Here is a 21,442-nt window from a genome sequence, read left to right as displayed (position 1 = left end):
ATGACCATGCTTGATACCCATAAGGCACGGGATGAGCTGAGAGAGATATTAAATCAAAAAGAGTATCGTGTATATCACGAATCAAAAGGAATCATTGAGACCTGGTGGGAAAAAGCAAAACAGTGGATTCTTGAGAAATTGGCAAGTATATTTCCGTCAGTTCAGGTTTCCGACAGTGCGGCCGGATCGGTATTAATCATCGTTATGGTCATAGTTCTCCTTCTTTTAGCCTTGTCTGCCTTTCTTCTAATTCGGAACCATAAACGGAATCGTATGCTCCGAAAGCAAAAACCGCTGCAATCGCAGCAAGAGATCAATTGGACCTATAGGCAGCATATTCTGGAAGCCGAAAGACTGGAAGCTTTGGGCAACTTCACACAATCTACGCGTCACTTGTTCTTGGCGCTTCTGCTGTTCTTCCATGACAAGGGCTGGCTCGAGGCAAGAATTTGGAAAACAAACTGGGAGTACTATGAGGAACTTAGAAAAGTAGAGCAAAGAAAGGCACAGCAGTTTTTCAAGCTTGCCCGGTTTTTTGATGAAGTTACCTATGGTGAGCGGAAAGTGAACAGTGAGGAATACCGGCAGTTCCATCAGGATGTCATGAAGGAACTGACAGAAGAGGAGCTTGGAGGAGGGGTAAACGTTGAAAAAGGCTAGAAAAGGGTGGCTAGGGCTGGCTTTTTTACTGGTTGCCTTTAGTGTGATTAGTTATTACGCCTTTTCACCTCAGCCGCGATTCTATCCAAGCTATGTCTCGAATTCTCCTTCTCCGACCGGGGTAAAGGGATTGTATACATACTTGAGTAAAGAAATGAACGTAAATCGCTGGAACCACGCTCCTAAATTTTTACCAAAGGCCTCTGAAAAGCAATTGCTTGTGATCGTCGAGCCGATGAACAATCCTGATTCAGAAGAAATGAAGCAGTATATCGATTTTATCAAAGCGGGTAACACCGTGCTGCTATTGCAAGATAATCCAAAGGGAATGTTTGATGTTCAAACGGTACCAGCTGCTGACGAAGACAATAAGGGTGACCAAGTTTTTAAGGTCTACGATTCCAGTAACCAAGTCTATAAGGCGAAAATCGATTCCTATGTTCGCCTTGAAGCAAACCATGATGATGACATACTGTTTCATGATGATTTAGGAACGGTCGCTTTAAGGCAAACATTGGGCAAAGGACAATTGATTGTAGCCGTCACGCCTGAATGGATGACGAACGGAAATATTTTAACCAATGACAATTTGCCGCTTGTCATCAGTCTACTGAATACCAGCGGTGCCAAATCGATTCTGTTTGATGAGTATCTACACGGAGACGTGACCGCTTCATCAGCGTTATCCGTTTATCCACAATGGTTTTTGTTGCTGCTGTTTCAAGGAATTGTGCTGTTAATCCTCTGGCTATGGCACCAAGGAAAACGGTTTGGACCCGTGTTCACGCCACGGGAGGATTCTGTTCGTTTTAGTGATGAAGGATTACGGGCGATGGCTGCGTGGCTCATTCGCGGCCAACGGTATCATGATTCCATCGTGATTCAGGCCGATTATTTGAAACTATTGCTGCAAGAACGCTGGCAAATTCCCTATAGTCGCGAATGGCAGGATCTTTCAAGCTGTTTGGAACGCAAATGGCATGGAATAAAACCGGCAGAAATTCGGTCATTCCTGCAGGGATTAACAGCCATACTTGAAAAAGGGACGCTTAATAAACAGGAATATTTACTTTGGTCAGGACGCCTTGATCAATTGCGGAAAGAGGTGGAACAAGGATGAGACAAGAGCTTACATCCTTATTAGAATCGTATGAAAACAGAATTCTCGGACAAAATTTGAACTTGCGGCTGCTTTTATCAGCTGTGCTGGCAGGGGGGCACGTTCTGCTTGAAGGTGTTCCCGGCACTGGCAAAACACAAATGGTACGGACGCTCGCTGGACTTCTTGGCGGCAGTTTCAACCGGATTCAATTCACCCCGGACCTGCTGCCAAGCGATATTACCGGAAGCATGATTTACAATATGAAAGAGGGGAGCTTTGAGACTTTAAAGGGCCCAATTTTTACCAATATATTACTGGCTGATGAAATCAACCGTACACCGGCAAAAACACAGGCAGCGCTGTTGGAGGCAATGGAAGAAAAGCAGGTAACGATTCAGGGGGAAACGTACCCACTTCCTGAAGTGTTTTTTGTTGTGGCTACGCAAAACCCGATCGAATTTGAGGGGACCTATCCACTGCCAGAGGCACAGCAGGACCGCTTCCTATTTAAATTGTACATTGATTTCCCAACTTTTGAGGAAGAAAAACGGGTACTCAAACAAGTGATTGAAAATCAATTTGTTGTCCATTCGATTCAAGAGGTATTGGATTTACCCACTTTTATCGAGATTGCTAAAGAAGTGAATGAAGTCACTGTCGGGGAAAATGTCCTTGACTATACGATGAAAATCGTCCGCAAAACGCGGGAAACGGAGGCAATTAGATTTGGCGCCAGTACCAGGGCCGGGATTTCCATCGGAAAAGCCGCACAGGCGTGGGCCTATCTTGCTGGAAGAGATTATGTGACCCCGGATGATATTAAAATGGTTGCCAAACCGGCATTACGGCACCGGATCCAATTATCCCCGCATATAGAATTGGAGGGAGCAACCGTTGACCAAATCATTGAAGAGCTTGTGGGCTCGGTTCCTGTTCCAAGATAAAGGGATCCTTCCGACGAAACGATTATTATTCGTTTATGTTATCCTTACTGCCGCCCTGGCGATAGCGGCGATAGGAGGGGTGTCATGGTGGTATGTGCTGACGATTAATATTGTTGTTTTTCTCGTAAGCCTGGCCGATTTATTTTTCTCACCGAAAAAATCACAGCTCAAGTTTAACAGGGTAATGCCGGAGGAAATGGAACGAGGGTTAAGCTATGTCGTCACGATTAAGGTAGATAATCCCTCTGCTTACACTGTTTCTTACCGGTTCATCGATAGTCTGCCCCAGTCCTTCGTCCACCCGTTTCCTGTCCGAGGAACGATTGCCAAGGATTCGTCGGTGAAAATTGACTATGACACCACCGCTGCCGACCGCGGAAAATATGAAGTAAATAAGCTGTATTTCCGTTATCGCAGCCTATTTGGACTATGGGAGAAACAAACAACAGTGGAATTACCACAGACGGTCAAGGTGATTCCTGACTTAACCGAGACGAGGCAGTATTTAGAAAACGCCCAGAAATTTTTATTGTATGAAGGCTTGAAGATTCGCAAACAACTAAGCGGCGTTGGTGAATTCGCCAAGATCCGCAGCTATGTCGTCGGCGACGACCCGCGCAAAATTAACTGGCGGCAAACAGCGAAGCTAAGGGAAGTCATGACGAATGAATATGAGCCTGAGCACGGGAAGTTCATTACCATTTTAATTGATTGCGGCCGGATGATGGGGGCCGAGCTAAAAAAGGGAAATCGCTTGGAAAAAGCAATAGAAGCAGCGATGACAGTTGTTGCTGCAGCACTGCAAAAAGGGGATTACGTTTCTGTTATTGCCTTTTCGAAAGAAATCAAAGTATTTGTTCCGGCGGCCAAAGGGATGGCCCATTTGCAGACAATCTTGCAAGCAATTTACCATGTCCAGGTGGATGCGGCCGAATCCAATTATGCTGCCGTGTTTCAATACCTGGAAATGGTTCAGAAGAAGCGCAGCCTGTTGTTATTATTCAGCGATGTCCGAACATTTTTATATGAGGAATCTGCCCTTGTTTATTTAAAACGACTTAGGTCACGCCATTTATTTTTCTTAATTGGGGTAGAGGACCAGACGCTGGTGAAACGTTCAAAGGCTGCCCCAACAGATATCCAAGCGGCGATGGTAAAGAGTATTGCCCAGCAGCAGCTGTTGTTTAAAAAACGGGAAAAGAATAAATGGGAGCGTCAGGGCCTGCAAATGATTGAGGCCCCGGAGGAAAAGTTGGCAGTCACCGCCGTTTCTCACTATATTGAGATGATGAATCAGAATTTGTTGTAGCTTTGGCGAACTTGAGCTTTCCAATAATCATATACAGAATTAAACCTATGACTGTTAGCAAAGCGACGATGTACTTTGCTTCAAGCGAAATGTCCGCCGGTGTAATGAAGCCTTCAATAATCCCGGCAATAATGAAGAGTGGAATGGTCCCGAGCAGCAGCTGAACCGAGCGTTTGGCCTGCTGCTTTAATTGATAGCCTCTTGAATACAGACCCGGAACAAACAGCCTATAGCCCATTAACAAACCGGCACCTCCTGCAATAAAGATGGCCGTCAGTTCAATCATCCCATGGGGAACGATATAGGCCCAAAAATCATAGGACTTATCATGATGCCAGAACAAAGCGGCCAGCGCTCCAATGATGATGCCGTTATACACCAGTAAATAGACCGTCAAAATTCCAAATGTAATTCCTCCGGCAAAAGCCAGCATTGCGACCTGAATATTATTTGTCATAATACTTGCTGACATCAGAGAAGAATCAACAGCGCCGGCATTGCTGCCGAGTCTTTCCGGGTCAACTCCCTGTGCGATATTTGCCGGCAGGATCGAATAAATATGGAGCGGATCATTCATGACGGCAAGGAAGCTGCCGAGCGCGCCAATAAGAAATAAAAGCATCGCAGCGACGACAAATTTCCATTGCTCCAATAATAGGCCAATAAATTTCGTACTGAAAAAATAACGAATTTGTTTGAAGCTTGAGACCTGATCTTTATATAGCAAATTATGCGCTTTTGAAACCAGTCCATTTAAATATTGGGTCACTTCTTCGTGTTGAAAATAGGTTTGACTGTATGAAAGATTCTGGGCAGCTTTTTGGTAAAGCCGATAGTATTTCGTCATATTGTCACCGCTAATCACCTTTTTGCCTTTATTTAAAGAGGTCACTAACTGTTCCAGCTGTTTCCAGTCTTCCCGATGCTGCTTGATAAATTGTCTAACGTCCATGATTACACCTTCCCGGAGTTTACATTCTATTCCTTATTATAGTAATATTGTAGAAAAATAGGAACATCTATTGAAAAAAACATCGTTGTGATGGGGGAATTTAAATGAATTCTGAACAAATGGAAGTTAAAACTCCCGAATATGTCTCGCTGCAGTTTCGCCTTGCAGGATTAGGCAGCAGGGCGGCAGCGTTTATCATTGACCAAATTCTTTTAGGGATTATTAATGTAGCCATTGTCATTTTATTAATTGTGGTGATTCAAGGAATGTCATCACTTCCTGCTTTTTTGGAGAATAGCACGGTACCGATAGCAATTGCCATCATTGCTCTGTTTATTATAAATTATGGTTATTTTTTTGTCTGCGAATATTTTTCAGGCGGCAGAACGTTGGGGAAGAAACTTGTTGGAATTCGCGTCATCCAGGATAACGGTCACAGCATTACTCTGCTTTCCAGCTTTATTCGAAATTTGCTGCGCTTAATCGACTCATTGCCAACTGGCTATTTTCTTGGAATCATCATGGTTTTCTTTCATTCGAAACATAAGCGGTTGGGCGATCTGGTTGCAGGAACAATCGTCGTTCACGAGCGTAAAGCAAAGCGGAAGAAGAAACCTTCCGGAATTGAAAAAGAAATTCAAGAACGCGGGCTGGCAAAAGAGAATTTGGTTATCGATGAATGGACGTTGAAATCGTTCAAGGCAAAGGATTGGAAATTAATTAATACATATGCAGCCCGGTTTATGCAGCTTCCTAAGGCGGAAAGGGATCAAATGACCAGAAAGATTGCTGACCTCCTGCTGCCAAAAATCGGCGTGGAGGTTGTAGGAGAATCGGAAGAGAATTTAGAAAACACATTGCTGGTACTTTACTTACACCTCAAAGATGAGTGGGAGTTTGAACTCTGAAATGATGGAACAATATAGTTAAAAAAGAAGAACAAAGGAGTTGGAAGGCAAATGGAAACGGCAATTAAATGGTTAGGAAAGATGGCATTTTCTGGCGTCACCCCTTCTGGACATGAAATTAAAATGGATGCAGCACCTGATATTGGCGGCGAAAATACTGGTGCCCGGCCAACGGAATTGATTTTAAATGCTGTTGCCGGATGTACCGGAATCGACATTATCTCGATTTTGCATAAAATGAGGCTCAATCCAATTGCCTTTCACATCGATGTGAAGGGTGATCGGGCTGATGACCATCCAAAGCGTTTCACAAACATTCATATTCATTACGCGCTAGAGGGAGAGCTGCCTGAAGATAAGGTAGTTAGGGCGATTCAATTATCAAAGGATAAGTATTGTTCCGTCGCCCATTCGTTGAATGCTGAGATAACCGCGAGCTATTCAATTAACGGGGTTAATGGGGAACAGAAATTATAATTAAATACTAAATATTTGGGCTTGGAAAACACCTTCCAGTGAAAATCCTATAAAAAATGGCCCAGGAGGCATGCTCCCAGCCATTTTTTATTTCAAAAACATCTTGATTTTCTTCAACCCGTTCTTCACATTCGGATAGCGGAACGGGATATCGAAGCGGGTGGTTTGCTTGAGGATGCTTTTTTTATGAGAAAAGGTATCGAAGCTGCCTTTTCCGTGATAAGACCCAATCCCGCTTGGACCGACGCCTCCAAATGGGAGGTGGAGGGAGGCAAAATGATAAACGGTATCGTTCACACAGCCGCCGCCAAACGACACACTGTTAATAACTTCTTCCTGGATCCGTTCATTTTCGGAAAAAATATAAAGTGAAAGCGGCTTCGGGTGTTGCTGAATCCCGTCGAGAACCTCTGACAATTTCTCATACTTGAGGACTGGAAGAATCGGACCAAAAATCTCATCCTTCATAATCGGATCATCCCACGTAATCTTCGTCAATACCGTCGGCTCAATCATTAATTTTTCTCGATTTGTCTTCCCGCCGTGATAAACCTGACCATTTTTCAAAAAAGAAGAAAGCCGTTCAAAATGCCGCTCGCTGACAATCTGCGTGAAGTTCGGATTATGAAGCGGCTCACTCCCATACAACTCCGCAATTGCCGTTATTAACTGCTGTAAAAATTCGTCATGAACATTTTTATGAAGATAAAGATAATCAGGGGCGATGCAGGTTTGCCCGGCATTGGTACATTTTCCCCAGGCAATCCGTTTGGCTGCCAGTTTTAAATTGGCATCATCATGAACAATACAAGGACTTTTCCCGCCTAGCTCTAATGTAAGTGGAGTCAGATTTTTTGCGGCTGCTTCCATAATGATTTTTCCGACGGCTACACTGCCCGTAAAAAAGATATAATCAAACGGTTCGCTCAACAGTGCCTGACTTGTTTCCACTCCGCCTTGGATGACAGAAATAAAATCGGCAGGGAAACATTCTTGAATCATTTTCGCGATCATTTCTGAAGTTTTCGGCGTTAATTCCGACGGTTTCATTATCGCACAGTTTCCAGCAGCAATCGCCCCGATTAATGGCGCCAGCGCCAATTGAAACGGGTAATTCCACGGCGCAATAATCAGCGATACACCGTATGGTTCCGAATAAATATAGCTGCTGGAGCCAATATGGGTGAGCGGTGTCTTGACCTTTTTCGGCTTGACCCATGCTGGTAAATGACTGATGATAAAGCGCAATTCTTCAAGGACGAAGCCAATCTCGGTTGAGTAGGCCTCGAATGCTGATTTATTTAAATCGGCCCGTAATGCCTGCATCAGATCTATTTCATAATTTTTAATGGCACCTCTTAACGTATTTAATGCATTTAAGCGGAAGGAAAGATCCTTAGTTTTGCCTGAGCGGAAAAATGATTTTTGTGAATTGACTAACGAATGATAGTTTTCCAAATGATAATCCCCCAAAATATTTTGTTTCTTTCCATTATACTACTATACTACGTTTCAGCTTTGACCAAATGATAAAGGTGTTCCATATCCTTTTTATTGAAAATTTTGGGAACAGGGTAGAGAGGATTGGCTTCGTTTAACGCCCGTTCAACCATTAAGGGAATATCCGCCTCGACAATTCCATTTATCTTTTTCGGAATATCCATGTTATCGTTTAACTGCTTGATGGCTTCAATAAACTTTTTTGCCTTCTCACTGTCTGGATCTGAAGTTTCAGCGATCCCAATCAAATCCGCCAGTTCCGCCAGCGGCCTATGAACAGATTCACCATAATATTCAAGAACATAGGGCAAGATCACGGCATTCGCAAGTCCATGAGGAACTGAGTAAAATCCTCCTAGAGTATGGGCAATAGCGTGGACATTGCCAACATATGCCCGGGTAAAGGCGATTCCTGCTAGGTATGCTGCTCGTTGCATATTTGCCCTGGCAGTGATGTTTTCACCATTGATATAAGCTTCAGATAAATTTTCAAAGATCAGCTTAACAGCCTCTCTGCTGCACCGAATTGTTTCCTGAGTATTACTTTTGCCAATATAAGCCTCCACAGCATGGGTTAAGGCATCGATTCCGGTGGCAGCGGTAATGTGCGGCGGCAGTTTAACCGTCAACAATGGATCCAGAACAGCATAGTGGGGGATGAGGGACGGATCCATGATCGCATACTTTTCATGTGTGTCACTGTTTGAGACGACGGCGGCGAGAGTGGCTTCACTTCCAGTACCTGCTGTTGTCGGAACTGCGAACAATGGCGGAAGCTTTTTGATTACTTTCAAGACACCCTTCATCTCTGGGATTGTTTTCGCTGGTCTTGCCACCCGGGCCCCGACCCCTTTGGCACAATCCATCGGTGATCCGCCGCCAAAGGCGACAATTCCCTGGCACTTGTTTTCTTTGTAGATTGCATAGGCTTCTTCAATATTTACAATCGTTGGGTTGGGAACGGTTTTATCATAGACAATAAAACTTACACCTTCTCTTTGCAGCTCCTTAAGAAAAAGATCCATTAAACCGATCTCAGTGATCCCTTTATCCGTTACAATTAAAACGCTTTCAATATTTTGGCTTTTAATCAACTTCGGCAGTTTGCTTAAACTATTTTCTCCCTCCAATAATTCAGGTTTCCGCCAGGGCAGGAAGATGGATGCCATTCTCATCATCATTTGGTAGGATCTGCAATACAATTCGTACATCTTCTTACCTCCCTTAGAAAGAATTGGTCTTTTACGAAAAGATAAAAGTATTTATTATCTATATAGCTGTAATCATGAATATATGTCAAGGTAATATTTTTAATATTTTATTTATTCAGAAATAAACTTACTGCAAAAAAAAGCCAGCCATATTGGCTGACCGTTTAGTGGGTGTAAGGAAATTGAGAAGAATAGTTGCTGAACTGCTGGTAGGCCTGGTCAATTTTTTGCTGGTCTTCTGCTTCCAGCTTGTACCAGCCTTTCTGGAACATTAATAGAAATAAATCCCGGCAGCTCTGCTGCGTTTCCGTTAATATTTGCATGAGATCTGCATGGAGCCGCTGATAGCTTGCTTCCCGTACAGCCGTATTTAAGCTGTCAGTTATATATTTACATGTGCTCAATCCGTCATTTACAAAATCGCGGTCGTTCATCTCAGGACCCTTAACCTTTGGCAATTGACCTGTTTGCGGATTGGCGATTTGATTGGAATTTTGTCCCTGCTGATTTTGCATTATTTTCCCTCCATTCTTATTGTAAATTCTGCTGCTGATTTTGCTGCATATTTTGCATCCCGGCCAGAACCTGATTGTTATTAACCTGAAGATGTGTCAAGAGCCGTTGATAATGGTTTTGATGCATCTTGCCTGCGTTATCCAGTGCCTGTTTAATATCCTCATCTGTGGCTTGCTGAGCGAGAAAATGAAATTTTTTAAACGCAAGCAGCTCCCAAGATAGCGCATCCTTCAGGTATTGTAAGTCTTTTGTCGTGACCGCCGGGGGTGGACTTTGCATCTGCATTTGATTCATTTGCTGATTTTGCATAAGATCGCTCCTTTCCAATATGGCATTTCAAGAATAGAGTGAACAATTATGCTTCCAAATATGTAATATTCTATTGTTTTGAAGGGTAATTTGTTAAATTTCTAAGACTTTTGTTGTATTTCGTAAATTGTGATCGAAAAATTTAAGTTTGCCATGTATAATAATTACTTGTGGTAATCTTTTTCTTAAGAAGGAGTGAATGATAATTATGGAGTGGACATTAGCGCTTTTATTTGTAATATCGATTTTACTGCTGTTTATTTCGCTTGGATCAACTCGAAGAAATGCGAAAAAGGAGCAAAATGAAATTGATATGATCCACATGGCGCTTATGAAAGAAATAAACGACATGCAAGGAGCCATTCGCAATATAGAATTGGATCTTGAAGTGATTGCAAAGGAAGCAGGGGTTCAACTGTCTGACGATGAAAAACTTCTAATGCGTGAAATACTAGATTTATATAAAAGGAAATACTCGATTGAGAGCATCGCTGAGAAAAAACAAGTTTCCGTAAGCAAAATTGAACAGTTGCTAACTCCACATCTGACATCAAAAGATGAAAGGAGAAAGGCAGCAAATGAAAATTAATGGATTGAGCAGTTTTGCTGCAGGAATTTTGCTTGCTACCAGTATAAGTGGAGCGGTTTACTTGTTTGGCGATCATGGGACTTCCTCGAAAGCGACAGTAAAAACACCCGAAAAGCAAACGACTGTAAAAGCGGAGCTTTCCGAAACGGAGATGAAAGATAAGCTGGCAGCCGCTGGCTTTGTTGTACAGACAAAAGACGAATATGATAAGAATATTGCAACTGCCAAGGCAGATGGACAAAAAGCTGCTGCCGCCGGGCAAAATGGAAAAAAAGTCGTATATCGGGCAGTCATTAGAGTATCAAAAGGCATGACGAGTATCGATGTAGGCAAAATGCTGGTAAAAGCAAAAATCATTAAAGGCAGCGCCTTTCAATTTTCCCAAGTCGTCGAAAAGAAAAAGGTAGAAAACAAACTGCGTCCTGGTACATACACTGTTGACAGTGATATGACAAGGGACCAAGTGATTGCCGCGATTTTTAAATAAGTCTAATATTTTGCTTAAAGGACACTTCCTTTTAAACTAGGAAGTGTCTTTTTATGTAATTTAGTAGATTTTTTGAACAATTTTTAAAATTAAAGGAAGTGACGGTGATAATATCGAAAGAAGAAATAATAGCTGAAATCAGTTCATCAAAGATTTAGCAGTCGAAGAGCTATTGCTAAAATCCAATGATCGAGAGGTATGAGAAAATGATGAAGTTGGAAGAATACGAAAAAGTTGTCTCCACTCATATGGTTCCTGTATCAAGGCTTCAATCGAGATTTGATCCACAGCAGTTCTGTTTTGAAACAACCGAGGAACTCGAGCACCTTCCGAACGGGATGATTGGTCAGCAGCGTGCCGTCAAGGCCATGGAGTTTGGCTTATCAGTGGAACAATCAGGATATAATCTGTTTGTCGTTGGACCAAGTGGTACTGGCAGAATGACACACACCCTCGATAGTGTTACCAAAATCGCAGAAACCCGCACTGTTCCTAATGATTATTGTTATGTTTTTAATTTTGAAAATCCCAATCAGCCATTGGTCATTTCGTTACCTGCCGGAATGGGCATCGAATTTCAACGAAAAATGGAAGCACTATTAATTAATATCGAACGCGATATCCGTTCAACATTTTCCGGAGAATTGTTTGAAAAGAAAAAACAGGCTATTCTAGATACCTACCGGGAAAAGGTTGAAAATTTATGGGAGAATGTGAAAACTTATGCTTTGGAAAAAGGTTACTATCTGGAAAGGACACCGGCAGGAGTTAACACCTTCCCATTGCTCGATGGAAAACCAATTGACAGAGAGGAATTTGGGCTTTTACCTGAAGATGTAAGAGAAGCGTTCAATCAAAAGGAAAAACAAGTGGGCGAAAAAGTTCGGGACACCTTTTATCAAATGCGAAAAATAGACGAACAATTAACGAAGAGCATTGACCAGTTTATGAGACAATCGGCCGCAGATGCCATTGGGGACCTGTTTAAACCATTTCGGGAATACTACCAAGATTTTCCGAAAGTCATTTCCTATCTTGAAGCACTATTTCATGATGTGGTTGTCCATTTTTCGTTATTTTTGGCTGAAAATGAGGGACAAAGTAATAATATCATCAGCGCCCTTGCTGGTTCGAAAGAGCAGCAGCTTTATCGCTATACAGTCAATTTGTTCGTAAATCATAAAAACCTTCGTGGTGCACCGGTTATTTATGAAACGAATCCCACTTACCATAATCTCTTCGGAAAGGTGGAATACCGCGGCTCGCTTGGCAGTTGGGTTACTGATTTTACTCATATCAAGCCCGGAGTTTTGCATTTGGCAAATGGTGGATATCTTATTTTGCAGGCCACTGAATTATTGCAGGAGCCTTACGTCTGGACTCAGCTGAAAAGGTCGTTGCAAACACGAAAAATACAGATTGAGAATTTATCTGAAGAAAGAGGAGTCTTCCCGACAAGCGGAATAAAACCCGAACCAATTCCGTTAAATATTAAAGTTATTATTATCGGTTCCTACTACTTATATGACCTGCTGGCAAACTTCGATGAAGATTTTCATAAATTATTTAAAGTAAAAGTTGAATATGACACCGTCATGGAAAAGAATATCGAAAACAGTCTCAAAATGGCCCGTTATATTAAGAAATACGCTGAAATGGAAGGACTTTTACCGTTTCATCGCCGGGCAGTTGCTAAGGTAATTGATTATAGTTCCCGTCTGGTTGAAGATCAATCCAAGCTGTCTACCCGCTTTCAGGAAATTACCAAAGTGTTGGTTGAATCGAGTTATTGGGCCCAAAAAGACGAGGCTTTGATTGTTGATGACGATCATATAGACAAGGCCATTTCCGAAAAAGTGCAACGGTCGAACCTGATCCCGGAAAGATATCGGGAAATGATTGCAAAAGGGGTCATCATGGTCGATACAGACGGCTATCGCATTGGCCAAATCAATGGCCTTGCGGTGATGGGGACTCGCGATTCCAGCTTTGGAATTCCAACCAAAATAACCGCTCAAACTTTCGTTGGCAAAAGCGGAATCATGAATATCGAGAGGGAAAGTTCGTTAAGCGGCCAGATTCATAATAAAGGAATGATGATTTTAACTGGTTTTCTTTCCGGACAATTTGCGAAAAACCGCCCGATCCCGTTGTCAGCTAGTATTACCTTTGAACAAACGTACTCACCGATCGATGGTGACAGTGCCTCGAGCACCGAGTTGTATGTTCTTTTGTCATCCTTGGCTGAAGTCCCCATTTATCAAGGGATAGCGGTTACAGGCTCGGTCAATCAATGGGGCGAGATTCAGCCGATAGGCGGGGTGAATGATAAGATTGAAGGGTTTTATCATGTGTGCAAAACGCAAGAATTGACTGGAAAACAAGGAGTGATCATACCGAAGCAGAATGTCGACAATTTAATGCTTGCTGACGAAGTCGTTGAGGCCGTGAACAATGGCCAGTTTCATATTTGGGAAATCAGTCATATTGCCGAAGGGATTGAAATCTTAACAGGGGTGCCGGCCGGGTATATTCGCGATGAAAATGGCCAATATCCTAAAGAGACGATCTTTGCAAAAGTAGAAGAGCGCTTTACCAAAATGTTTGAGATGATGAAAGAGACAAACAGGAAATGATTGAGGTTTCCTATCCAGCTTTCAGATCACACTCCTTGAGTACCTTCGCAAAATACCAATAAAGACTTAAAGACCTTCAATATCTAGAGGGTCTTTATTTTTTTCAGAAAATCATGAGGTTCACTATATGAAAAATGAATGTTATGGTGATTGACACTAGTGTTATATCTGTATATACTGAACATATACAGATATAACAAGAATAGAGGGATGTCATGCTGTGAATATTATGATCTCAAACACCTCAGATGAACCAATTTATTTACAAATTGTAAATCAAATAAAGGAACAGATCGTACAGGGAGAACTTGAAGAATCACAATTACTCCCGTCGATCAGGAATCTGGCTAAGGAATTAAAAATTAGTGTGATCACAACCAAAAGAGCCTACGATGAACTAGAAAATGAAGGCTTTATTGTGACTGTAGCCGGAAAGGGTTCATATGTGGCCGCTATGAACAAAGAAATGTTCCGCGAAACGAAAGTGAAAATGATCGAAGAAAAAATGACAGAAGCGATCGCTACGGCAAAACTTGTGGGCGTAACGTTAGAAGAACTGCAGGATATGCTCAAAATTATATATGAGGGGTGAAAAAGGGTGGAGAACATTTTAGAAATTAGCAATTTATCAAAAAACTATAAAGATTTTTCTTTAAAAGGGATTGATATCGCCCTTGAAAAAGGCTACATCATGGGCTTTATTGGTCCGAACGGCTCCGGAAAAAGTACGACCATCAAGCTTATGATGAATTTGATCAAAAAGGACAGTGGGACCATCAAAATTTTCGGACTGGATAACGACCAAAATAATCTTGCCATTAAAGAGAGAATTGGCTTTGTTTACGATGAAAATCACTTTTATGAGGAATTAACGGTGAAAGAAATGAAGGATGTCATCAGCCCGTTTTACCGCAGATGGGATGAAAGTGTGTTTAAACAGTACGCCAAAGACTTTGAACTTCCTTTAAATAAAGAGATAAAAAATTTGTCAAAAGGGATGAAGATGAAGTTTTCTCTGGCTATTGCACTTTCACATCATGCCGAGCTGTTCATTATGGATGAACCAACTTCCGGGCTCGATCCACTTGTCAGATCAGAGTTATTAGAAGTTTTACAATCATTGCTACAAGACGAAAACAAATCGATTTTCTTTTCAACCCATATTACTTCTGATTTGGACAAAATTGCCGATTTTATCACACTCATTCATAACGGGGAAATCATCTTGAGCAAAACAAAGGATGAACTTTTAGAGGAATATTGCCTTGTAAAAGGCAGCAAAAAGCTATTAAGCGGCCATAGACCGGAAAACTTAATTGGTCTAAAACAAAATGATTATGGATTTGAAGCGTTGTCCAGCAGCAAAAAAGAGATCATAAAGCAATTTGGCGATTCCGTCATGATTGAAAAACCGACATTGGAAGATATTATGGTGTTTTACACAAGAAGGGGAGAACGTCGTGTTTCATCTTATTAAAAAGGATATATTGATGCAAAAAAGAGCGTTAAAATTATCTGTTCTTTTAATCATCTTTTTTACGATTACACTTTCAAATATTGGGCCAGCCGGACTGACAGTTGGTATCCTGGCAATAACCTATCAATTAATTTTAGGAGCAAGTGCATTAGAGGATAAGAATAATAGTGATATCATTCTAATTAGCCTGCCGATTAAGAGGACGACGATTGTATTAGCTAAATATGTGTCGATCTATATTTATGCGGCGTATGCAGCCCTTGGATTTTATCTAATCTACTTGATTAGTAACTTAGTAAACCTTCCAATTGATGTCCCATTTCATTCTACAGTGCTAATCGGTGCCTTTTTCGCTGTCACTATGTTTTGTTCGCTCTCTTTACCGCTAATTTTTAAGTACGGCTATTTAAAATCGAAAATGGCCAACTTAGTCATTTTTTTCGTTTTTGTATTCGGTGGAACTGCTGTGGTAGGTTATTTAAATGAACATGATAAAATGAAGCTAAGTCAGAATATCATTGGATTCTTCAACAATACATCAGATATTGCAGCATTATTGATACTCTTCGTTTTACTGGGAGTAATTCTTGTCTTATCATTTTTTATTTCTTTAACCTTTTATCGCGGGAGAGAATTCTAATGCCATCCATGAAAATTTAACGATTATATAAATGAAGACCCTCATATAATTTTGAAGGTCTTCGTTTCATTGTCACAATTATTTTTTAGCTGTCCTTTGAGTAAACTTAGATTCGTAACTCGATTAACGGGCGGGTATATTTTTGGATGACATAATTACCCAATAATAAACATAACCCAAAAGAAAAGGCCATAAGCATGAAATAGTGATCAGATAAGTCCTTTAATACATCGTCAGAGAAGAATACCTGGATCGTTTTAATAATAAATCCGTGCAAAAGATAAATATATAACGTCCTTTGACCAATGGTTGTCATTTTAAAACGGGTTTTCGGAACGATTGCCAAAAATCCTGCAATCACAATTAATGTTATCACGTATTGGAAAGCACGGATTAATCCATCACTAAGTTCTTCAACCCCCATACCAGCATAGGAAGTATCTCCAAGTAACCAGGGGATTGCATCCTCAGGAAAGTTAGTGCTTATGAAAAGCATTGTCCCCAAAAGAATCACAAAACCAAAAGCAGGAGAGTATTTAATTTGCTTTATTCGCTTTAGATGTCTTGGTTCCAATAAAAACCCTAAAAGAAAATAAGGGAAAAAGACGAAGGTTCTGGATAGCGACAGATAACTGCCAACATCATCCAAATACCCGATTCCTATCCCAATTACGACTGCTATAACAAATCCGGCCCATCTTAGTCTTGCAAAAACATAAAGGAGCAAATTCCAACAAAACAGGCTTAATAAGAACCATAACGTCCAATGAGGCTGCAAGAGGTCAAATTTAAGAGTAGGCTCATCGCCATTCCAATAATAATAAACGGAATAAAGCATTTGGAAAATAAAATAGGGTAATAACATCTTCTTAACTGTTTTTAGTAAATAGCCTATTTTCTTAAAACCTTTAGAAAAATATCCCGAAATAAGGATGAAGGCAGGCATATGAAAGAGAAATATTGCAGAGTAAAAAGCGAATAAAACATTATCGTTATCTTTAATAGGGCTAATCACATGCCCGAAAACCACTAAAAAAATCAAAATAAATTTCGCGTTGTCGAAGTAAAAGACCCTTCTTGAGGAAGCCAAGGTAACACCTCCAAATCTAAGAAAAAAACAATATTATTATATTATTTTTGACTTCAAAATCAAGGCAATAGTAAGATTGGTTTTTGGAATTTAAAGTAATTCAAACTATCATTACTATACTAAAAAGATGTTACAAAACGATGAAAATAAATTAAAAGGATTTTTACTATTTGGATACAGAGCAACATGGAGATTAGGGGAGTTTTTAAGCAGCTTTTATATTATTACGTAAAATATAAATTTGACGAAGTAATGTGGTTGAGGTAAAATATAGCAGTGAGGTGTTAGTGCCGCCAGCGTTAGCGGCGGAATGGAGGTTATTATGGTAAATCCAGCAAAGCAGCAAAATTTTAAAAAACTGCAAGCATTATTAAATGAGCTTCCTTGGTATGTTGAAGAATACATCAATCACAAATTAAGAAAATTATCGACTGCGTCATTGTTCAATTACTGTCATGATTACAAAATCTTCTTCAATTGGATGATTACCGAACAGCTTTGGATTGGTAGCATTAAGGATATTCCATTAGAACGCTTGGAGCAATTGACGGTGCTGGAAGTTGAAGGCTTCTTAAATTTTCTTCATTATGAGCTGAATAATAAAGAATTAACGGTTAACCGCAAACTCTCGGCGTTAAAATCACTATTTAATTATCTGCAGAATATTGCGGAAACACCTGATCTTAAGCCCTATATCAACCGTAATGTCATGGCCAAGATTGAATTTAATGAAATCAAGGAAACAATCGAAACGCGGGCGAATAAAATGGAAGGAAAAATCCTGCTTGGCGATGAATATGAGCAGTTCCGCCAATTTGTCGCCCGTGATTACGGTGAATTAAACAAAGATAATAAGAAAATTGCCAACTTCTATCAATTGAATAAGGAACGTGATACAGCAATTATTTCGCTGATTTTGGGCTCGGGGCTGCGGTTATCTGAGTTGGTTGGCCTCGATCTCGATGATATTGATTTCAGTAAGTATTGCGCCAGAGTGATCCGGAAAGGCAATAAAGAACAGTTCGTTTTTTTTAGTCAGATTGCGATGGATGATTTACAGGAATATCTTGCGGTTAGGACAATTAAATACCAGGTTGATAAAAATAATAAAGCCTTGTTTGTAGCGGCACCAATGGGTCCAAAAGGAAAATCTAGACGGTTAACGGCAAGATCCGTTGAAAAATTGGTTGAAAAATATGCGGTGGCATTTGGTAAACCGGCATTATCTGTACATAAATTACGACATTCATTTGCTACCAGATATCATGCGGAAATCAATGATGTCCCAAAATTACGCCGGCAATTAGGTCATTCATCAATTCAAACAACGATGATTTACACACATATTCGAAATGATGATTTGAAGGTTGCTGTTGATAAGATGGATATGCCAAAGGAACAATAGAGAAGCTGCTGGTTAAGAATGGCAGCTTATCCCCTTCTATTTCTTCATTTTAATAGTTTACATAATATTATTATATTAAATATTTTTATTTTGTCTCAATTGTTAAGTATACTTAAGATAGTGAGACGGAAAACAAAATTGCACAATTTTAACAGCCGTGACGGTCTCCCCCTTCCCTTCTGGTCCGCCCGGTAAAACAAAAAAGGCTCCTATCAAAAAAGCGATCGTTCCCCATAATATTGCGCCAATGAAAAGTCCCTTTTTGGAGTAAAAGCGCATGCTCCTCCCCTCCCCTGTTTCATTTCTTAGTTTCTTTACGAAACATTTTATAAAAAGTTTCAAAAAAGCGTTTAGAGGATCTAACGACCAGCTAAACGCTCATTTTCGGAATATTACATTATATTATATTTGTGCACATCTTCCTCCTTGCATAAAAGAAATATCCCGCTTGAATGCATAGATAACCGCTGGCAATGATAACGAAATGCAACAAAATTTCCGGATTTTTCATAATCCCGCCAACATCCGTAGCCAAAATAGCAACATATAGATAGGCTAACGTCGTTCCGAGAACCAAGGGGATGAAGAACAGAGTTGCCAACTCATTGGAAATGAATCTTTTTACTTCCCTGGCGGTGATGCCAATTTTATAAAGTTTTTGATATTTGGCTTGTTCCAAATCCAGTTCAGAAAAAAGATTTAAGTAAAGCAGAATGAACGTCCCAAAGAAAAAAATGACACTTAAAAAAGAGATTACGCAGAACAATATGCCACTGGAATTTTTATGATATTGATATGAATCGATTTTAGAAGCCATCTGAAAAAATTCCTGTTGAGAAGGGATACCAGCCCGATCAGCAATTTGCGGGGCTGTTTTGCTGTAGTGTTTAACCTTTTTATCCAATATCTCCACAACGTCTGCTGTGTTTTTCCAGTTGGCCACATTAAATAATTGAATTTCAGCCGCAAATCCATCCGCATTCTTTTTCAGCAGCTCAAATTCAGCTTGATTTACGATGATGAATTCATGTAGATAACTTAAATTGTTGATGCTTTTTACAGCAATCATGCCCTTTTGTTGATAGGTGCGTTCCTTACTTCCAATGTTAAAAGCCAGTTCCTGATGATCATCATTACTGTTGCCAACATATTCGGGAGCTTCATTTATATAATTGATATACTCCCTCTCTTGCAGCTGCTTCTGTTGAGACGTTAACTTATTAAAATCATCCACCGATATGACGACATTCGTGAAATACCCTTCTACCCCAGGAAGTGTTTGAATGGAATAAAAGATTGGCATCTTAAGATGTTGTTTGATGGGGTTGTCTTGTTTATTGATGATCGAAGAAATCTCTTCGGACGACAAATTGTTTTTCGTTTTTGCCTGAACAATAGCAATATCATAAGGATTCCCTTCGATTGCGTCTTTTTCCGATGATTGATAGATTGTCAGTAACAAGGTAGTATAAATAATCGTAACCATAATCATCACAGTCACGAGCATCAGGATGGAGGTCAGTTGTTTAAATTTATAATCTAGACTCGTTAGTAATAAGAGCCTGCGATAATAAAAGGGTTTATTTTTTTTCGCCAGTTCGATTAAGAAACTTACGGACTGATTAAGGCTGATATACAAGCCTATTAACACTCCGATCGTCCAAAGCAGCAGTTCTCCTCCATTTGATTTAGAAAAGGAAAAATACAGCATCAGGATTGACCCAAACATCATTACCAGTCCAAAGCCTCCAAATAAGGGACTTTTCAGCTTTATCGTTTCGGCAGTCCTGTTGCTCCTTAAACTTTGAATGACATCCTTTTTCAGTGTAAAAAAGAGAGATTTCCCTACCGCTGCTAAGAATACAAGGGCAAAGGTAGCAATAGAGTATAAAAACATGCTGCCATTAAAATGGAAAGGAATTTCTTCTAAACCGACACTCTTCATTAACAGCAAAAAGAATAATCTCGAAAAAATGGCACCCCCGATAATACCAGTAACAATCGAACATAGGCCGATGACTCCATTTTCCAGCAATAACAATTTGCTTATGTCACGATGCGACATTCCTAGTGTCATGAACAGTCCAAACTCACTTTTCCTTCTTTTCATAAAAACATTATGAGCATAACTGATAAAAAATACAGTAAAGACAACAAGGGCAACCGCCGGCACAGCTAATGCATCCTGAATCCCGTCTAATTTCTTCGCTTCGATTATTCGTTCATTAAAATAAACGGTTGAAAACATAAAGAAAAACATGACGGCAAAACTGTTGCATAGAAAGTAAATTAGATATTTTTTATATTGAACCTTTGCCATTTTCCAGACGATTTGCTTAAATGTCATAGGTTCTTCCCCCCAGGACAGCAAGATTATCTATAATTTGATTTAAAAATTCCTTCCTGCTTCCTTTTTTAACAATGTAGGAATGGATGTGACCATCTTTAATAAAGATCACCTTTTGACAATAGCTGGCAGCAAATACATCATGAGTGACGAGGAGAACGGTAGTTTTTAGTTCCTGAACAATTTTTTCAAAACATTCCATAATCGCGGTCGACGATTTAGAGTCTAAGTTTCCTGTCGGTTCATCAGCAAAAATAATGCCTGGATTGTTTACCAGGGCACGGCTGACGGCAGTTCGCTGCTGCTGGCCCCCGGAAATATTGTAGGGATATTTTTGTAAGATCGGTTCGATCTCAAACAGGCCGGCAAGGGTTTGCACCTTTTCTTCCATTTCAGCTGCACTTTTCTTTTCGAGAACCATTGGCAAAATAATATTTTCTTTTACGGTTAAGCTATCAAGAAGATTAAATTCCTGAAACACGAAGCCTATTTGTTTGCGCCGAAACAGCGCCAATTCATCCCTTTTCATTTTATTTATTGCATGACCAGCGATTGTCATCACACCGGATGTAGGTTTGTCAATTCCGCTTAATATGTTAAGCAGGGTTGTTTTTCCGCTCCCAGACGGACCCATAATCGCAACAAACTCTCCTTGTTTCACGGATAGACTAATTCCAGAAAGGGCTTTCGTGACACTCTCGCCGCTTGTTTCCCCATAAATTTTTACGATTTTATCAGCTTCTAATATGACCATCGTTTTTCCTCCATTTCATTAAACCGTCGTGGTTGGCCTTTACTCACATTCTAAAGTACACGTGTAGGCACAGCCATCGTGTAAGCTAAAGAAACCTTACATTTTTGTAAGGCAATGGACCGTTAGCCC

At 40.4% G+C, this 21,442-nt stretch carries 21 protein-coding genes; 13 read left to right on the top strand and 8 right to left on the bottom strand.

What is annotated here, in order from left to right; translation table 11 throughout:
• Positions 1-6 precede the first annotated feature (6 nt).
• From JK635_RS00455 to JK635_RS00440, 4 genes are read left to right on the top strand one after another with little or no spacing between them, the layout of a single operon-like run.
• Complete coding sequence (locus tag JK635_RS00455) at positions 7-660, top strand: DUF4129 domain-containing protein (protein WP_202651337.1); 654 nt, start codon at positions 7-9, stop codon at positions 658-660.
• Positions 647-1,780: a DUF4350 domain-containing protein gene (locus JK635_RS00450; RefSeq protein ID WP_202651335.1), complete on the top strand. Its 1,134-nt coding sequence runs from the start codon at positions 647-649 to the stop codon at positions 1,778-1,780. The genes JK635_RS00455 and JK635_RS00450 overlap by 14 nt, the downstream gene beginning before the upstream one ends.
• Complete coding sequence (locus tag JK635_RS00445; RefSeq protein WP_202651333.1) at positions 1,777-2,706, top strand: AAA family ATPase; 930 nt, start codon at positions 1,777-1,779, stop codon at positions 2,704-2,706. The genes JK635_RS00450 and JK635_RS00445 overlap by 4 nt, the downstream gene beginning before the upstream one ends.
• Positions 2,657-4,015: a DUF58 domain-containing protein gene (locus JK635_RS00440; RefSeq protein WP_202651331.1), complete on the top strand. Its 1,359-nt coding sequence runs from the start codon at positions 2,657-2,659 to the stop codon at positions 4,013-4,015. The genes JK635_RS00445 and JK635_RS00440 overlap by 50 nt, the downstream gene beginning before the upstream one ends.
• On the opposite strand, the gene JK635_RS00435 is transcribed toward JK635_RS00440, so the two are convergent.
• Positions 3,966-4,967 (bottom strand): stage II sporulation protein M, encoded by a 1,002-nt coding sequence (locus JK635_RS00435; protein WP_202651329.1) that lies wholly within the window; start codon positions 4,965-4,967, stop codon positions 3,966-3,968. The genes JK635_RS00440 and JK635_RS00435 overlap by 50 nt on opposite strands.
• Positions 4,968-5,071: 104 nt before the next feature.
• Here JK635_RS00435 and JK635_RS00430 point away from each other — a divergent pair, with 104 nt between their 5' ends.
• Together JK635_RS00430 and JK635_RS00425 are read left to right on the top strand one after the other, a co-directional pair.
• Complete coding sequence (locus tag JK635_RS00430) at positions 5,072-5,875, top strand: RDD family protein (RefSeq protein WP_202651328.1); 804 nt, start codon at positions 5,072-5,074, stop codon at positions 5,873-5,875.
• Positions 5,876-5,926: 51 nt separating this feature from the next.
• On the top strand, positions 5,927-6,352 hold the full coding sequence (locus JK635_RS00425) for an OsmC family protein (RefSeq protein WP_202651326.1): 426 nt from the start codon (positions 5,927-5,929) through the stop codon (positions 6,350-6,352).
• A gap of 87 nt (positions 6,353-6,439) precedes the next feature.
• Here the strand turns inward: JK635_RS00425 and JK635_RS00420 are convergent, their stop codons facing one another.
• The 4 genes from JK635_RS00420 to JK635_RS00405 form a co-directional block, all read right to left on the bottom strand.
• Entirely contained in the window at positions 6,440-7,810 is a 1,371-nt protein-coding gene (locus tag JK635_RS00420) for an aldehyde dehydrogenase (RefSeq protein ID WP_202651324.1), read from the bottom strand.
• Between the two features lie 47 nt (positions 7,811-7,857).
• Entirely contained in the window at positions 7,858-9,063 is a 1,206-nt protein-coding gene (locus JK635_RS00415; RefSeq protein ID WP_202651322.1) for an iron-containing alcohol dehydrogenase, read from the bottom strand.
• 164 nt (positions 9,064-9,227) lie between these two features.
• Complete coding sequence (locus JK635_RS00410; RefSeq protein WP_202651320.1) at positions 9,228-9,578, bottom strand: spore coat protein; 351 nt, start codon at positions 9,576-9,578, stop codon at positions 9,228-9,230.
• A 16-nt stretch (positions 9,579-9,594) separates the two neighbouring features.
• Positions 9,595-9,888: a ferritin family protein gene (locus tag JK635_RS00405; RefSeq protein ID WP_202651318.1), complete on the bottom strand. Its 294-nt coding sequence runs from the start codon at positions 9,886-9,888 to the stop codon at positions 9,595-9,597.
• Positions 9,889-10,096: 208 nt separating this feature from the next.
• Here JK635_RS00405 and JK635_RS00400 point away from each other — a divergent pair, with 208 nt between their 5' ends.
• The 6 genes from JK635_RS00400 to JK635_RS00375 all read left to right on the top strand — a co-directional run bounded on the left by JK635_RS00400 (position 10,097) and on the right by JK635_RS00375 (position 15,717).
• Positions 10,097-10,477 carry a hypothetical protein gene (locus JK635_RS00400; protein ID WP_202651316.1) on the top strand — a complete coding sequence of 127 codons (381 nt, stop codon included), beginning with the start codon at positions 10,097-10,099 and terminating at the stop codon, positions 10,475-10,477.
• On the top strand, positions 10,467-10,964 hold the full coding sequence (locus JK635_RS00395) for an MltG/YceG/YrrL family protein (protein ID WP_202651314.1): 498 nt from the start codon (positions 10,467-10,469) through the stop codon (positions 10,962-10,964). Before JK635_RS00400 ends, JK635_RS00395 begins: the two co-directional genes overlap by 11 nt.
• A gap of 206 nt (positions 10,965-11,170) precedes the next feature.
• Positions 11,171-13,600 (top strand): Lon protease family protein, encoded by a 2,430-nt coding sequence (locus JK635_RS00390; protein ID WP_235887792.1) that lies wholly within the window; start codon positions 11,171-11,173, stop codon positions 13,598-13,600.
• Positions 13,601-13,820: 220 nt separating this feature from the next.
• Positions 13,821-14,192, top strand: a complete 372-nt coding sequence (locus JK635_RS00385) for a GntR family transcriptional regulator (protein WP_202651312.1) — start codon at positions 13,821-13,823, stop codon at positions 14,190-14,192.
• 6 nt (positions 14,193-14,198) lie between these two features.
• Positions 14,199-15,077 carry an ABC transporter ATP-binding protein gene (locus JK635_RS00380; RefSeq protein WP_202651310.1) on the top strand — a complete coding sequence of 293 codons (879 nt, stop codon included), beginning with the start codon at positions 14,199-14,201 and terminating at the stop codon, positions 15,075-15,077.
• Complete coding sequence (locus tag JK635_RS00375) at positions 15,061-15,717, top strand: ABC-2 transporter permease (RefSeq protein WP_202651308.1); 657 nt, start codon at positions 15,061-15,063, stop codon at positions 15,715-15,717. The genes JK635_RS00380 and JK635_RS00375 overlap by 17 nt, the downstream gene beginning before the upstream one ends.
• Positions 15,718-15,823: 106 nt before the next feature.
• Here the strand turns inward: JK635_RS00375 and JK635_RS00370 are convergent, their stop codons facing one another.
• Positions 15,824-16,807, bottom strand: coding sequence for an acyltransferase family protein (locus JK635_RS00370; RefSeq protein WP_202651305.1), 984 nt, complete (start codon positions 16,805-16,807; stop codon positions 15,824-15,826).
• Positions 16,808-17,129: 322 nt separating this feature from the next.
• Between JK635_RS00370 and xerS the strand changes: the two genes are divergently transcribed.
• Positions 17,130-18,212 carry a tyrosine recombinase XerS gene (gene xerS, locus JK635_RS00365; protein WP_202651303.1) on the top strand — a complete coding sequence of 361 codons (1,083 nt, stop codon included), beginning with the start codon at positions 17,130-17,132 and terminating at the stop codon, positions 18,210-18,212.
• Positions 18,213-18,609: 397 nt separating this feature from the next.
• On the opposite strand, the gene JK635_RS00360 is transcribed toward xerS, so the two are convergent.
• Together JK635_RS00360 and JK635_RS00355 are read right to left on the bottom strand one after the other, a co-directional pair.
• The gene (locus JK635_RS00360) at positions 18,610-20,559 is read right to left on the bottom strand and encodes an FtsX-like permease family protein (protein ID WP_202651298.1); all 1,950 of its coding nucleotides are present in this window, start codon (positions 20,557-20,559) and stop codon (positions 18,610-18,612) included.
• Complete coding sequence (locus tag JK635_RS00355; RefSeq protein WP_202651297.1) at positions 20,549-21,313, bottom strand: ABC transporter ATP-binding protein; 765 nt, start codon at positions 21,311-21,313, stop codon at positions 20,549-20,551. The genes JK635_RS00360 and JK635_RS00355 overlap by 11 nt, the downstream gene beginning before the upstream one ends.
• Positions 21,314-21,442: the final 129 nt, after the last annotated feature.

This window comes from Neobacillus paridis, assembly GCF_016765675.1.
Classification (GTDB): Bacteria; Bacillota; Bacilli; order Bacillales; family Cytobacillaceae; genus Neobacillus; species Neobacillus paridis.
Note: the sequence above shows the minus strand (reverse complement) of the source record. Positions and strands in the feature narration are given on the sequence as shown.

Coding starts and splice junctions, on each gene's coding strand:
- JK635_RS00415 (WP_202651322.1), bottom strand. CDS start 9,063: ATGTACGAATTGTATTGCAGATCCTACCAAATGATGATGAGAATGGCA.
- JK635_RS00390 (WP_235887792.1), top strand. CDS start 11,171: ATGATGAAGTTGGAAGAATACGAAAAAGTTGTCTCCACTCATATGGTT.
- xerS (WP_202651303.1), top strand. CDS start 17,130: ATGGTAAATCCAGCAAAGCAGCAAAATTTTAAAAAACTGCAAGCATTA.
- JK635_RS00445 (WP_202651333.1), top strand. CDS start 1,777: ATGAGACAAGAGCTTACATCCTTATTAGAATCGTATGAAAACAGAATT.
- JK635_RS00360 (WP_202651298.1), bottom strand. CDS start 20,559: ATGACATTTAAGCAAATCGTCTGGAAAATGGCAAAGGTTCAATATAAA.
- JK635_RS00425 (WP_202651326.1), top strand. CDS start 5,927: ATGGAAACGGCAATTAAATGGTTAGGAAAGATGGCATTTTCTGGCGTC.
- JK635_RS00435 (WP_202651329.1), bottom strand. CDS start 4,967: ATGGACGTTAGACAATTTATCAAGCAGCATCGGGAAGACTGGAAACAG.
- JK635_RS00410 (WP_202651320.1), bottom strand. CDS start 9,578: ATGCAAAATCAGCAGGGACAAAATTCCAATCAAATCGCCAATCCGCAA.
- JK635_RS00400 (WP_202651316.1), top strand. CDS start 10,097: ATGGAGTGGACATTAGCGCTTTTATTTGTAATATCGATTTTACTGCTG.
- JK635_RS00395 (WP_202651314.1), top strand. CDS start 10,467: ATGAAAATTAATGGATTGAGCAGTTTTGCTGCAGGAATTTTGCTTGCT.
- JK635_RS00355 (WP_202651297.1), bottom strand. CDS start 21,313: ATGGTCATATTAGAAGCTGATAAAATCGTAAAAATTTATGGGGAAACA.
- JK635_RS00430 (WP_202651328.1), top strand. CDS start 5,072: ATGAATTCTGAACAAATGGAAGTTAAAACTCCCGAATATGTCTCGCTG.
- JK635_RS00405 (WP_202651318.1), bottom strand. CDS start 9,888: ATGCAAAATCAGCAAATGAATCAAATGCAGATGCAAAGTCCACCCCCG.
- JK635_RS00455 (WP_202651337.1), top strand. CDS start 7: ATGCTTGATACCCATAAGGCACGGGATGAGCTGAGAGAGATATTAAAT.